The 13,381-nt window shown below is 61.0% G+C and carries 14 protein-coding genes; 8 read left to right on the top strand and 6 right to left on the bottom strand.

Annotation, left to right across the window (positions count from 1 at the left end; genetic code table 11):
* Nucleotides 1-18: 18 nt before the first annotated feature.
* Both ureG and PSPTO_RS12520 read left to right on the top strand, forming a co-directional pair.
* Nucleotides 19-681 carry an urease accessory protein UreG gene (ureG, locus tag PSPTO_RS12525; protein ID WP_011103989.1) on the top strand — a complete coding sequence of 221 codons (663 nt, stop codon included), beginning with the start codon at nt 19-21 and terminating at the stop codon, nt 679-681.
* The gene (locus PSPTO_RS12520) at nt 678-1,535 is read left to right on the top strand and encodes an urease accessory protein UreD (protein WP_046464006.1); all 858 of its coding nucleotides are present in this window, start codon (nt 678-680) and stop codon (nt 1,533-1,535) included. Before ureG ends, PSPTO_RS12520 begins: the two co-directional genes overlap by 4 nt.
* Before the next feature lie 35 nt (nt 1,536-1,570).
* Here the strand turns inward: PSPTO_RS12520 and PSPTO_RS12515 are convergent, their stop codons facing one another.
* From PSPTO_RS12515 to PSPTO_RS12505, 3 genes are all read right to left on the bottom strand, one after another.
* Entirely contained in the window at nt 1,571-2,215 is a 645-nt protein-coding gene (locus PSPTO_RS12515; RefSeq protein ID WP_011103987.1) for an NADPH-dependent F420 reductase, read from the bottom strand.
* Between the two features lie 136 nt (nt 2,216-2,351).
* Nucleotides 2,352-2,798: an Rrf2 family transcriptional regulator gene (locus PSPTO_RS12510; protein ID WP_005770293.1), complete on the bottom strand. Its 447-nt coding sequence runs from the start codon at nt 2,796-2,798 to the stop codon at nt 2,352-2,354.
* A 164-nt stretch (nt 2,799-2,962) separates the two neighbouring features.
* On the bottom strand, nt 2,963-4,054 hold the full coding sequence (locus PSPTO_RS12505; protein ID WP_011103986.1) for an NADH:flavin oxidoreductase/NADH oxidase: 1,092 nt from the start codon (nt 4,052-4,054) through the stop codon (nt 2,963-2,965).
* Nucleotides 4,055-4,113: 59 nt separating this feature from the next.
* Here PSPTO_RS12505 and PSPTO_RS12500 point away from each other — a divergent pair, with 59 nt between their 5' ends.
* Nucleotides 4,114-4,449, top strand: coding sequence for an ArsR/SmtB family transcription factor (locus PSPTO_RS12500; protein WP_005770289.1), 336 nt, complete (start codon nt 4,114-4,116; stop codon nt 4,447-4,449).
* An 85-nt stretch (nt 4,450-4,534) separates the two neighbouring features.
* On the opposite strand, the gene PSPTO_RS12495 is transcribed toward PSPTO_RS12500, so the two are convergent.
* The 3 genes from PSPTO_RS12495 to PSPTO_RS12485 are packed head-to-tail and all read right to left on the bottom strand — an operon-like array spanning nt 4,535 to nt 7,799.
* Nucleotides 4,535-6,010 (bottom strand): FGGY family carbohydrate kinase, encoded by a 1,476-nt coding sequence (locus tag PSPTO_RS12495; protein WP_011103985.1) that lies wholly within the window; start codon nt 6,008-6,010, stop codon nt 4,535-4,537.
* Between the two features lie 30 nt (nt 6,011-6,040).
* Entirely contained in the window at nt 6,041-6,973 is a 933-nt protein-coding gene (locus tag PSPTO_RS12490; protein ID WP_011103984.1) for a transketolase family protein, read from the bottom strand.
* Nucleotides 6,963-7,799, bottom strand: a complete 837-nt coding sequence (locus tag PSPTO_RS12485) for a transketolase (RefSeq protein WP_011103983.1) — start codon at nt 7,797-7,799, stop codon at nt 6,963-6,965. The genes PSPTO_RS12490 and PSPTO_RS12485 overlap by 11 nt, the downstream gene beginning before the upstream one ends.
* Before the next feature lie 363 nt (nt 7,800-8,162).
* Here PSPTO_RS12485 and PSPTO_RS12480 point away from each other — a divergent pair, with 363 nt between their 5' ends.
* The 5 genes from PSPTO_RS12480 to PSPTO_RS12460 all read left to right on the top strand — a co-directional run bounded on the left by PSPTO_RS12480 (nt 8,163) and on the right by PSPTO_RS12460 (nt 13,338).
* A complete protein-coding gene (locus PSPTO_RS12480) occupies nt 8,163-9,167 on the top strand; it encodes an ABC transporter permease (RefSeq protein WP_007246911.1) in 1,005 nt (334 codons plus the stop codon).
* A gap of 66 nt (nt 9,168-9,233) precedes the next feature.
* Complete coding sequence (locus PSPTO_RS12475) at nt 9,234-10,166, top strand: sugar ABC transporter substrate-binding protein (RefSeq protein ID WP_011103982.1); 933 nt, start codon at nt 9,234-9,236, stop codon at nt 10,164-10,166.
* Between the two features lie 15 nt (nt 10,167-10,181).
* Nucleotides 10,182-11,711, top strand: coding sequence for a sugar ABC transporter ATP-binding protein (locus PSPTO_RS12470; protein ID WP_011103981.1), 1,530 nt, complete (start codon nt 10,182-10,184; stop codon nt 11,709-11,711).
* A gap of 31 nt (nt 11,712-11,742) precedes the next feature.
* Entirely contained in the window at nt 11,743-12,507 is a 765-nt protein-coding gene (locus PSPTO_RS12465; protein WP_011103980.1) for an SDR family oxidoreductase, read from the top strand.
* 30 nt (nt 12,508-12,537) lie between these two features.
* Nucleotides 12,538-13,338, top strand: coding sequence for an SDR family oxidoreductase (locus PSPTO_RS12460; RefSeq protein WP_011103979.1), 801 nt, complete (start codon nt 12,538-12,540; stop codon nt 13,336-13,338).
* The last annotated feature ends 43 nt before the right edge of the window (nt 13,339-13,381 follow it).

Below are 13,381 nucleotides of genomic sequence, written 5' to 3'. Positions count from 1 at the left end.
CGCACAGGAAACCTGAGCATGAGCTTGCCCTTGAATACACCTGCCCTGCACGCCAACACACAACCCCACCCCGGTGCCGCGCGCGTCGGGATCGGCGGCCCGGTAGGCTCGGGCAAGACCCGTTTGCTGGAGCAACTGATTCCACGTTTTATCGCGCGAGGCATCGAGCTGGCGATCATCACCAATGACCTGGCCACCCGCGAAGACGCCGAGCGCGTGCAGCGCAGCGGTCTGATCGACCCGCAGCGGGTGCGCGCCGTGGAAACCGGTGCCTGCCCGCACACCGCCATCCGCGAAGACCCGACCCTCAACCTGCAAATGGCCGACGAACTTGAAGCACGTTTCGGCAATCTCGACCTGATACTGATCGAGTCCGGCGGCGACAACCTGGCATCGACCTTTTCGCTGGACCTGGTGGACTACTGGATCTTCGTTATCGACGTCGCCGGTGGCGATGACATCCCGCGCAAACGTGGCCCCGGCGTGTTGAACTGTGACCTGCTGGTGGTCAATAAATATGACCTGGCGCCCTACGTCGGCGTCGACCTGCCGCGCATGCGTCGCGAGTCCGCTGAGGCCAGAAACGGCAGACCGGTGCTGTTCACCAACTGCGCCACAGGTGAAGGCGTGGATGAAGTGGTCGAAGCCATCAGCCGCGCCGTACTGTTTGATCGCCCATGAACGCCCACTCGTCGTTACTGCCCATCTGTAAAAAAGCCACGGCACACATTGCCTTTAGCAAAGCGCCTTCGGGCATCAGTTATGTGTCTCGCCAGGAGGTCGGCTACCCTTTCCACCTCGGGCGCACGCTGAAGCTGCCGCAAGACCCGCCCGGCATGGCGGCGATCTATCTGCAGTCGTGTTCGGGCGGCCTGTTTGCCGGGGAAACGCTGCACCTGCAACTGCACGCCGGGCCGCACACGCAGGTGCATGTCAGCACTGGCGCGGCAACGGTCGCGCACAGCATGCTTGAACAACCCGCGCGGCAGACCGTCACGCTGATCGCCGAAACCGGCGCACTGCTGGAATACCTGCCGATGGCGACCATTCTGTTCCCGCAGGCACGACTGCACAGTGTGGTAAACGTCACGCTGCACCCGAACGCACGGGTGATGCTCTGCGACGCGTTTTGCTTGCACGTCCCGCCAGGCAGCGCAGGATTACCCGGCTTCTATCGCGCCGATCTGCACATACGGTGCCCGGCCGGAACGTTACTGGCGGGTGACCGGCTGGCGTTGACCGGCGCCGACCTGCAACGTCGTTTGCCGGGCGTCAGCGCAGAGCTGCAGGCCTTGGCAACCTTCATGCTGGTGGGTCAGGATTTACCGGTGGATGAGTTGAAACGGGCCTTGCGCGACGCATTGCGCGTCGTTCCCGAGAGTTACTTGGGCGTCAGCGCCCTGCCGAACGATTGCGGCGTGTCGGTACGCATCATGACCGCCGATGCCGTGGCACTGCGCAGCGCCCTGCACCTGGCCTGGGCGTGCGCTCGCCAGCAACTGACCGGTATTGCGCCGCGGGTGCGGCGCAAGTAAAGCTTACTGATAGGGTTCCTTGCATCAATATCCTGTCAGACCCGGATAAAGTTCTGCGCAGCAAGCGGACCGAACGGAAGCGATGCCAGCGGGCCGCCCACATCAAGGGTGCCCAGATCGACCGGAACGAAGCCGGTGTCCTCAATGATCTTGCGCACTTCTGTTTTTGCCGCAGCATCATCACCCGAATAGAACAGCACGCGCTTGCCGCCCGTTACTTCAGGCGCCGAGAACACATTGGCATCAAGGTGATTGAACGCCTTGACGACCCGCGCGCCCGGAACGAACTGACGAAAAATTTCGCTTGAATACTTGCCATGCAAATCTACCGCCTTGATGCCATAGGCCGCGAGCGGGTTGGTCGGGTCGTTTGCATCAGGGGAGTCTGGATCGATAAATTCCACCGGGTTGGTTGCATCGATCACGATGCGCCCTTCCCAGGCCGGCAGGCTGCTCAATACTTTTTCCGCATCCACCCAGCGCACTGCAGCGAAGACGATATCTGCACGTGCGGCTTCTTCTGCGGTGCCCGCCTTGATGGACCCGCCGAGCTCCCTGACCAGCGAGGCAAGCGACTCCGGGCCGCGACTGTTTGAAATAATGGCCGAAATGCCTTTGCTGGCAAGGATACGAGCAATGCCTGAGCCCAGCGCGCCAGAACCGATAATACCGATAGTCATGATGTGTTCCTGATTGTGTGAAGGGTTGGAAAAGGTAAGTCGTCTTGAAACGAACAGCGTTGTAAGTGAATCCGGGCCGGTACAACCTTTAAATGACGATATGTTTACGTCACACCGACATTTATGATCAAAACTGTCACCATGTTAACGGGACAGTGAATTTACCAAGGCGCGCCACTTCTGCTGCGATGTCAGCAACCGTCACTTTCGCGAGCTCATCTTCAAGTGCAGTACGAGCGCGACCCAGCGTGGGTGCCAGGGCTTCCAGGATATTGCCCCCGACAGCACATTGTTCGCAGGGCGCCACCCGGTGTGACGAGAACAGCTCGGTATCCTCGACCGCTTCGTAAACGTCCAGCAAGCGTATCTTCTCTGCAGGCCTGGCCAGCAAGGCACCGCCACCAGCACCCAGTTGCGAACGTGTCAGCCCCGCCGTACTCAGCCGGGACAGCAGCCCACGAATCACCACAGCGCCGGTATTTGCCGAATAGGCAAGGTCTTCGGAACGTAGCGGCCTTCCGTCGCTGACGGCCAGAGCGGCCAGCGTATGGACGGCAACCACAAAACGACTACTGGTTGGCATGGTGAGAAATCCGTTAAAGACTTAATGTGTCGACGACATTATTACACTTAATTTTGGCTGTCAACTTTCTGTTTCAGATAGTTTCGGTTTACGTCAGATTGCTGGACGCAATGCTGGGCTGGCAGCGTTAAACGGTGCAGCCCAGTCATTGCTAGACGTTTGCGTTAGCGATAACGCTCAAGCCAGTGAGCGTAAGGCGCAGGCAAGGTCCAGGCCGACTTTTCGACGCCCAGTTCTTTCGCTGCAAAGTACGCCCAATGCGGGTCGGCCAAGTGCGCACGGCCTATCGAAACTAGATCAAGCTGGCCGGATTTAACCGCTTCTTCGGCCAGTTTCGGCTCGCCAAAACCCCAGGCGCTGGTGACCGGAATAGCCGCTTCACGACGCACACGCTCGGCAATCGGCCCCATGAACGCAGGCCCCCACGGGATGTTGGCGTCCGGCGTGCTGAAACCGACGCTGACACTCAACAGGTCCAGACCGCCAGCCTTGAAGCGACGTGCCAGTTCGATCGACTCGGTGAGGGTTTGTTCGTCACGGCCGTCGTACTCGAGCACGCCGAAACGGGCCGTCAACGGCAGGTTTTCCGGCCAGACTTCACGCACTGCCGCCAGCGTTTCAAGCAGGAAACGGCTGCGGTTGTCGAAGCTGCCGCCGTACTCGTCGGTACGCTGGTTGGAGTGCTCGGAGAAGAAGCTCTGCCCCAGATAACCGTGGGCAAAGTGCAGTTCGATCCACTCAAAGCCTGCATCACGGGCACGACGGGCAGCATCGACGAAGTTCTGACGAACGCGGGCGATGTCGTCCAGGGTCATGGCGCGCGGCACTTTCGGCAGGTTGGCGCCGAAGGCGATGGCGGACGGAGCGATGGTGTCCCAGCCACGCGAATCGGAAGCGACAATGTGGTCGTCGCCTTCCCATGGGCGGTTGGCGCTGGCCTTGCGGCCTGCGTGGGCGATCTGGATGCCCGGCACGCAACCGGCATCCTTGATGGCTTTGACGATCGGCACGAATGCCTGCGCCTGCTCGTCATTCCAGATACCGGTGCAACCGGGGGTGATACGCCCTTCCGGTGCAACGGCGGTGGCTTCAACCACCAGCAACCCCGCACCACCACGCGCCATGCTCGCCAGGTGAACGTGGTGCCAGTCATTGACGACACCGTCGATTGCCGAGTATTGGCACATCGGTGGAATAGCGATTCGGTTGCGCAGCGTGACGTCTTTCAGTTTGAAGGGTTCGAACAATGCAGACATTGGAAAGCTCCCGTGGGCCAGATGACTTTGATTTTCAGTTGTTCGATGGTAATCGAACTATGGCAATGAACGGAAGCCCTGATATCATGCACCCCATGCGAACCTTCCAGCACCCCGAACCTGAAGACCTCACCCTTGAGCGCCTGTTGTATGCGTTGAGCGACCCTGTACGCATGGGCATCGTGCGCTGCCTGGCAGGTGTGACCGAAGCCACCTGCGGCGAGCTGGACGGTGGCCGACCGAAATCCAGCATGTCCCACCACTTCCGGGTATTGCGCGATGCCGGGCTTGTGCAAACGCGCAACATCGGCACCACACACATGAACTCGCTGCGCACGCAGGTGCTGGAGAGCCGCTTTCCGGGGTTGCTGGCGAGTATTCTGGCGCAACGGTGAAGTCGCAAGGCGTTAGGCCTGTGCCAACCTGCGCTGCCATTGCAATGATCTCGATGCGTTAAGCGAAACTTCTAGCTCAACCCCCTCAACACACCACCCGCCCCAAAGCCTTCTGCCACTCCTGATACACACCCTCCAGATCCCTGCCGGGAACGGGGTCGAAGCGTTCGCGCTGTCTTTCCAGTACTTGCAGGTCGGCGGCGTCATTCCAGAGGCCGAGGGCTTTGCCTGCCAGGTGTGCGGCGCCCAGTGCCGAGACTTCCGGTGACAGGCTGCGGATGACCGGACGTTGCAGCAGGTCGGCAAGAAATTGCATGAGCCAGCGATTGCGGGTTGCCCCGCCGTCTACCCAAAGTTCCTTGAGCGGGCTGCCGATGTCGGCCTGCATGGCGTCGAAGACGTCGCGAATCTGATAGCCGATGGACTCCAGAGCCGCACGCATGATGTGTGCGCCAGAACTGCCTTCCGTAAGGCCGCAGATCAGCCCTCGGGCGTCGGCCTGCCAATGTGGCGCGCCCAGACCGGACAGCGCCGGCACAAAGTAGACGCCGCCATTGTCGGCCAATTGCGCGGCCTGTTCGCTCAGGGCATCTATGGATTCGCCGGCCACCAGCCGCGCAGCCCATTGCACCGCTGCGCCGGTGTGCACAATGTTGCCTTCCATTGCATAAGTTGACGCTGCGCCATCGTGCCAGGCCAGCGTCGTCGACAGTCCGTGGCGAGAGGCAATAGGCCCGGCCATTGGCGTCATCAGCGAAGAGCCGGTGCCCAGGGTCGCCTTGACCAGTCCAGGGGCAAAACCGCCCTGCCCGTACAGCGCCGCATGCGAATCGCCGATCATCGACAGAATCGGAATGCCGGCGTCCAACCCGCCGACCGCCACCGTATGAGCAAACAGCCCGGCACTGGGTTGAATGCTGGCCAGTGCTGCAGCAGGGATCGAAAACAGCTCAAGCAATTGCGGGTCCCAGTCGCAGGTCTGCAGGTTGAACAGTTGAGTACGTGCTGCGTTGGAATAATCGGTTGCAAATGCTTGCCCTGCGCTGAGTTTCCAGAGCAGCCAACTGTCGACTGTCCCCAGACAGATTTCGCCTGCCGCTGCGCGAGCGTGACCGTCGTCCAGATGGTCGAGAATCCAGCGCATCTTGCCTGCGGAAAACATCGGGTCCAGCGCCAGACCGGTTCTGGCCAGAATCATGGCCTCGTGACCTTGCGCATGCAGTTCATTGCACAGCGGCAACGAGCGACGGCACTGCCAACTGATACAGGGCGACAACGGTGCCCCGCTGACCCGGTCCCACGCCACCACCGACTCGCGCTGATTGCTGATGGCCAACGCGCTGATCGGGCGCTGCAGACCAGTCATGCAGTCTGCAATGGCCTCAAGCGTGGCCTGCCAGATCAGCAGCGGGTCCTGCTCCGAATAACCGGCTTGCGGGTGGCTGATACTCAAGGGCCGCGAGCCACGAGCGACGACTTGCCCTTGTTCGTTGACCAGCACGGCCTTGGCGTTGCTGGTGCCTTCATCGATGGCCAGAATCAGCGGAGAGTGTTGATTCATGCTCTGGATACTCGACATGCAGAAATGCCCCTAACGCAAACGTGCAGCGGCCGCGACAATGCCGTCCGCATCGATACCATGCAAGGCACGCGTCGGCTCACGGGCACCCGCTGCTGCGTATTCGCCATCACCAATGCCGAGGCGAATCAGGGTAATGCCAAGTGCATTCTCGGCCAGCAATTCGGCCACCAGGCTGCCAAGCCCGCCGTTGATATTATGTTCCTCAACAGTAATCACCCCGCGACTGCCGCTCAGGGCGCTGAGCAGCGCATCACGCTGCAGCGGGCGAATCGAAGACAGGTTGATGACCTGCGCGTCGAGCCCCTGCTCCGCCAGCTGCGCCGCAGCGTCGACCGCCTCGTGCACCACCGAACCCAGTGCGACGATGGTCAGGTCTGAACCCTGGCGCAGAATATCCACGTTTCCCGGTACGAAGCGATAGCCGGGGTCATGCAGTTCACGCAACGGCTTACCGTCGAGGCGGATGTACACCGGGCCGTGATAACGCAGGACGTAATCGATGATCTGCCGGCACTCCAGCGGGTCGGACGGGGCGAAAATCTGCACGTTGCCAAAGCCGCGCATGACCGAAATGTCGTCCAGACAATGATGGGTACTCGCCAACGGCCCATAGCTGGTACCCGCATTGAGGCCGAACATTTTCACGTTGGCCTGGTTGTAACAGACATCGACCTTGACCTGCTCGTTGGCCCTGGAAATCAGGAACGGCGCAGCGTTGCAGGTGGCGGCGATCTTGCCGCCCAGCGCCAGGCCCGCAGCCACACTGACCAGCGACTGCTCGGCGATGCCGACGTTGATCACGCGCTCCGGGAAGCGCTGCATGAAGGGGCCGATCTTGGCGGTGGACGTCGAATCGCTGACCACCGGCACCAGGTCGAGGCCTTCGTCAACGGCCGCGATGAACGCGTCCACCATCACGCTGGCAAAATGCTCACTCGACATGATTCAACTCCTCCAGTGCTGCGCTGACTTCATCACCTTTCGGCACCCGGTGGTGCCATTCAGGCCGCCCTTCGATAAATGACACGCCCCTGCCTTTGATGGTGTGGGCGATCAGCACCTGAGGCGCGCCTTTGCGCAGTTGCATGTGTTCCAGCGCCGTCACCAGTTGGCCGACATCGTTGCCATCGCACTCGCTGACCGTGAAACCAAACGCCGCCCATTTCGCATCCAGTGGGTCCAGCGGCATGATCTCTGCCGTCAGACCGGCCAGCTGCAGTTTGTTTTTGTCGACGATCACAAACAGGTTGTCCAGGCCGTACTTGGCGGCTGCCATCGCCGCCTCCCAGTTCGAGCCTTCCGCCAGTTCGCCATCGCCGGTCAGCACGTAAATTCGCTTGTTGCTCCCGGACATTTTCGCCGCCAGCGCCAAGCCCACTGCAACCGGCAGGCCGTGCCCCAGCGCACCGGTATTGAGCTCGATGCCCGGCGTTTTTTGCCGCACCGGATGGCCCGGCAGGCGTGAATTGAAGTGCTGATATTCAGGCAGCCACGCTTCGGGAATGTAACCGGCCTGGGCCAGACAGCAATACAGACCACCGACGCCGTGGCCTTTGCTCTGGATGTAGATATCCCGCTCCGGGTCTTCGATGCGCTCGGGGCTGATGTCGAGAATACGGAAATACAACGTGGCCAGAATGTCGGTTTCCGAAAGGTCGGCCCCCGTGTGCCCTCCCGCAGGCGATCCGGCGTTCAGGGTGATGACATTGCGCCTGATCAGGCGTGCCTGTTCTTTGATCTGCTGGGCATCGTAGCGGAAGGCATTCATGGAGCGGCTCCTGTGGGGCTGGCCACGCGGCGAATATTTATTGTTCTGGAAAGCGCCTGAATATTTATTCATCACTGACAATATATTTATATTTAGACGCCGATCGCTCAACAGGTCAAGCAGGCGCGCACCTGAAAAATCAAAAACCACTGAATAAGTTTTTTGCCGACGCCATTTGAATCAGAGGCGCGAGGCTCTGCCTTGCGGCTCGCAGGGACGATTGAGGCGTGTTTATGAGGATCGAAGAAAATTAAACCGCTTGACTTTGCTCTGCCGGAGACGGAATCTGAATTAACAGTCAGGCATGCATATATATTCAAGCAGCCAGAATGAACTCCAACAAAAATAAATCCGGAGAACCCCATGGACGCCAAAGCCCCTGTTCATCAGGCCGCCGCAAAACCGTCAGGCCGTGTGTGGTTGCTCAAGCTGCTGCCCAACAATATCGGCGGGCCATTGATTGGTCTGGCCCTGCTGTTAGTCGTCTTTTCTTTCAGCTCCGAATTCTTCTTCACCCTGCGCAACGGCCTGAACATTCTTGATCAGGTAACAGTGCTGGGCATTCTCGCCATCGGCATGACAGCGGTGATCGTCATCGGCGGCATTGACCTATCTGTCGGTTCGGTACTGGCGTTTTCGATGATGATGCTCGGCTGGCTGTATCAGGATCAAGGCCTGGCGCTTGGCCTGGCGATCCCGGTAGCAATAGCAACTGGCATGCTCGCAGGCCTGGTGTCCGGCTTGTTGATTACCTACGCCCGACTGCCCGCTTTCATCGCCACGCTGACCATGATGTCGGTCGCCCGCGGCCTGGCAAACATTCTCACCGAGGGCCGGCAGATCGTCGGTTATCCGGAGTGGTTCACCAGCCTGGCCACGGTTCGTCATTTCGGCTTCTTATCGGCTACGGTCGGGCTGTTTCTGGTCATGCTGGTGGTGGCCTGGGTATTCCTGCGCTTTCGGGCCGGTGGTCGCAACCTGTATGCCATTGGCGGCAGCCCCGAAGTGGCGCGGCTTTCGGGGATTAAGGTGCGCGCCATCACCTTGTGGGTGTACGCCATCAGCGGTGCGCTGGCCGGTATAGCCGCCGTGACCATGGCTGCCCGCCTCGACTCCTCGCAACCCAGCGCCGGGCTGACGCTGGAACTGGACGCCATCGCCGCGGTGGTGATCGGCGGTGCCAGCCTCAGCGGCGGTGTCGGCAGCGTCGGCGGCACGCTGGTCGGTGTGCTGATCATCGGCGTGCTGCGTAACGGCCTCAACCTGCTCGGTGTGTCGCCCTTCATTCAACAGGTGGTCATCGGCGTAGTGATTGCCCTTGCTGTGACCATCGATACCTTGCGTCGCCGTTCCAACAGTGCTCATTAAGAAGCTGTGCCGTTTTGCGCTTGACCGATGTTGACATCCCCAACAATAAAATCAGGAGTCACCGCCATGTTCATGACCAAAAAACTGCTGCTCGCCACGGCTCTGGCCGCCGTTACCCTCACCACCGCAGGCTCGACCTGGGCCAAAGAGCTGACCATCGGCCTGGCCGTGGCCAATCTGCAGGCTGACTTCTTCAACCAGATCAAACAGTCGGTCGAAGCCGAAGGCAAAGCTCGCGGGGTAAAGATCATCACCGTTGACGCACAGGGCAATTCCTCGACTCAGGTCAGCCAGATCGAAGACCTGATCACCCGCCAGATTGACGCACTGATCTACATTCCGGCTGGCGCCACTGCCGCCGGGGTGCCGGTCAAAGCCGCCAAGGCTGCGGGAATCCCGGTGATTGCAGTGGACCGCAACGCGCCTGACGCACCCGGCGACACGTTTATTGCCAGCGACAGCGTGGCGGGAGCCAAAGCCCTCGCCGAGTACGTGGGCAAAGTCACCGACGGCAAAGGACGCATCGCGATTCTTCAAGGCCAACTGGGCACCACCCCGGAAAACGACCGGGCGAAAGGCTTTCAGGAAGGCTTGAAAGGCTTCCCCGGCCTGAAGGTCGTGGCTGAACAGCCTGCCGAGTGGGCGCAGGACAAAGGCTTTGCAGTCGCTCAGGACCTGTTGCAGCGTGACCCGAACATCACCGTATTCTTTGGCCGCGCCGATGCGATGGCGCTCGGCGCTGCCCAGGCGGTAAAAGTCGCCAACCTGTCACAACCCGTGGTGGTGGTCGGTTTCGACGGCGACGTGGCAGGCCTCAAGGCGGTGGCCAGCGGCGTGCTGCAAGCAACCATGACCCAGCAAACGCAGAAAATGGGCCGCATGGCCGTCGCCTCTGCGTTGGACCTCAAGGCTGGCAAAGCCGTACCCAAGGAACAACTCCTCGAAACCGTGCTGACCACCAAAGACAACGTCGCGCCTTTCCTGCAACAGCATCCTTAAGCCAGGGAGTTCGCCATGCACGCTGTTCTGGATAACCCGACGCCCTACAACCCAGAGGTCACCGCTGCGGCGGTGCTGTGCCTGCGCAACATCGGCAAGTCCTACGGCCCGGTGCAGGTGCTTTCGCAGATCAACGTCGATGTGCGGCCGGGCGAAGTGCTCGCCCTGCTCGGCGAAAACGGCGCAGGCAAATCGACCCTGTCGTCGATTATCGCGGGCCTGGTGCAGCCTGAGGCGGGAGGCTCCATGAGCTGGCTTGGCGAGGATTACGCGCCTGCCTCGCCGGGCGCGGCGCTGGGTGCCGGTATCGGCCTGATTCATCAGGAAATCCGCCTGCTGGCGCAGTTGTCGATTGCCGAGAACATCTTTGTCGGGCGGCTGCCGATGCGCCACGGCAAGGTTGACCGCGACTACATGCTGGCGCAGGCGCAAAAACAGCTGGAACGCCTCGGCCTGAATGTGCCGGCTTCGCGCAAGGTCGAGGGTTTGAGCGTCGCCGCGCAGCAACTGGTCGAGATCGCCAAAGCCCTGACCCTGAACGCACGCCTGCTGATTCTCGACGAACCCACGGCGGCCCTTGGCGGTGAAGAAACCGAGCTGCTGTTTCAGCAGGTCGAGCGCCTCAAGGCCGAAGGCGTGTCGTTCATTTACATTAGCCATCGTCTGGAGGAAATCGCGCGGATCGCCGACCGTATTCTGGTCCTGCGCGACGGCCGACAGATCGCGCTGCACGCCACGGCTCAAGTGCCGGTGCGTGAACTGGTCGAGCAGATGGTCGGGCGTAGCCTTGAACGTATCTTCCCTGCCCTGCAAGCACCGCAGGAGCGGGTGATGCTGCAGGTCAAAGACCTCACCTGCCGCGAGTTCGCCTTGCACGGTATCTACTTCAGCGTACGCGCCGGTGAAGTGTTCGGCATCGCCGGAGTGGTCGGCGCAGGCCGTACCGAGCTGATCCGGGTAATTGCCGGTGCGGCCCAGGATATTCAGGGCCACATGCAACTGGATGGCGAAACCGTTCACCTGCGCTCGCCCTCGCAAGCCATTCAAGCGGGCGTGGTGCTGGTACCGGAAGACCGCAAACAACAGGGCGTGGTGGTCGAGCATCGGATTGAAGACAATCTGGTCTACGGCAACACCGACCTGCTACACAGCGGTAACTGGGTGTTGCCAAAAGGCCTGCACGAATTCGCTCGCAACGCTATTTCGCGCCTCGGCGTAAAAGGTGCGCCCGAGCAGCGCATCGACAGCCTGTCCGGTGGCAACCAGCAGAAAGTCATCATCGCCAAATGGCTGGCCCGTAACCCCAAGGTGTTCATTCTCGACGAGCCGACCCGAGGCATCGACGTCGGTGCGCGGGCGGCGATCTACGAGGTGATCGCCGAGCTGGCAGCCACCGGCATGGCCGTGATCGTGGTCAGTTCCGACCTCGACGAAGTGCTGGGCCTGTCGCACCGGGTCATGGTCATGAGCCGTGGCAGGCAGATGGGCATCCTTGAACGTGGCGAGGCGACACCGGTGTCAGTCATGGAAATGGCCACCGCCTGAGTGCAAACACACTGATTACGTGGAGAGCGACATGCAACTTTTTCGACTTGATGGTCAGGTGGCCTTTGTGACCGGCGCCGGCAGCGGCATTGGCCAGGCCATTGCTGTCGGCCTTGCCGAGGCCGGGGCGGACGTGGCGTGTTTTGACTTGCCGGGCAGCACAGGCATCGGCAGCACCGTAGAGCGCATCAACGCACTGGGCCGACGCGCCCTTGCCCTGCAGGGCACGGTCACCGACCGCGCAACGCTGGATGCCGCCATCGCGCGCACCGAAACCGAACTGGGCGCACTTAGCGTGGCCGTCAACTGCGCCGGCATCGCCAACGCCCAGGCCGCCGAAGAGCTGGAGTTGCAACGCTGGCAAACCATGCTGGACATCAACCTGACCGGCATCTTTCTCAGTTGCCAAGCGCAGGCGGCGGTCATGCTGCCGCGCGGCAAAGGCGCCATCGTCAACATCGCCTCGATGTCCGGCAGTATCGTCAATCGCGGGCTGTTGCAAGCGCACTACAACGCCTCGAAAGCCGGCGTCATCCACCTGAGCAAAAGCCTGGCGATGGAGTGGGCGAACAAGGGCTTGCGGGTCAACTGCATCAGCCCCGGCTACACCGCCACCCCCATGAATTCACGCCCGGAAGTGGCCGAGCAAGTGAAGATATTCGAGCAGACCACGCCCATGGGCCGTATGGCCAGCGTGGACGAAATGGTCGGCCCGGCGGTCTTTCTGGTCAGTCAGGCGTCATCGTTTTGTACCGGCGTCGACCTGCTGGTGGACGGCGGCTTTGTCTGCTGGTGAGCCCGCCTTGCCCATCAATGGAGCACACCCATGTATCAACGTTTTAGCGGTAAAACCGTGGTTATCACCGGCGCGTGCCGAGGCATCGGCGCAGGCATTGCCGAGCGCTTCGCTCAGGAAGGCGCCAATCTGGTGCTGGCTTCCAACGACCTCGAACGTATGACGTTCAGCTCCGAGCAACTGGCCAGCGAATACTCGGTCAACAGCCTGGCACTTGGCATCGACGTCACCGACGAGGCCGACATACAGCGCCTGTACCAGAGCGCCCACGAGCGCTTCGGCAGCATCGATGTGTCGGTGCAAAACGCCGGCATCATCACCATCGACCATTGCGAAAGCATGCCCCGCGCAGACTTCGACAAGGTCCTGCAGGTCAACACCACCGGCGTCTGGCTCGGCTGCCGGGAAGCCGCCCGCTATATGGTCAAACAAGGCAGCGGACGGTTGATCAACACCTCGTCAGGCCAAGGCCGCCAAGGCTTCATCTACACTCCCCATTACGCCGCGAGCAAGATGGGCGTGATCGGCATCACCCAAAGCCTTGCGCTGGAACTGGCGCGGCATAACATCACGGTGAATGCCTTCTGCCCCGGTATCATCGAAAGTGAAATGTGGGACTACAACGACCGGGTCTGGGGCGAAATCCTCGGCACCGAAGAAAAACGCTACGCCAAGGGCGAACTGATGGCCGAGTGGGTCCGCAACATCCCCATGCGCCGCGCCGGCAAACCCTCGGACGTGGCCGGGCTGGTCGCCTTTCTGGCCTCGGACGACGCCGCCTACCTGACCGGCCAGGCGATCAACATCGACGGCGGGCTGATCATGTCCTGACCGCGATGGCAGGCACGACCCGCTGCCAGTTTGGTATCCTCGC

The organism is Pseudomonas syringae pv. tomato str. DC3000, from assembly GCF_000007805.1.
Lineage (GTDB): Bacteria > Pseudomonadota > Gammaproteobacteria > Pseudomonadales > Pseudomonadaceae > Aquipseudomonas > Aquipseudomonas avellanae.
This window is presented reverse-complemented; position numbering and strand designations above follow the sequence as displayed.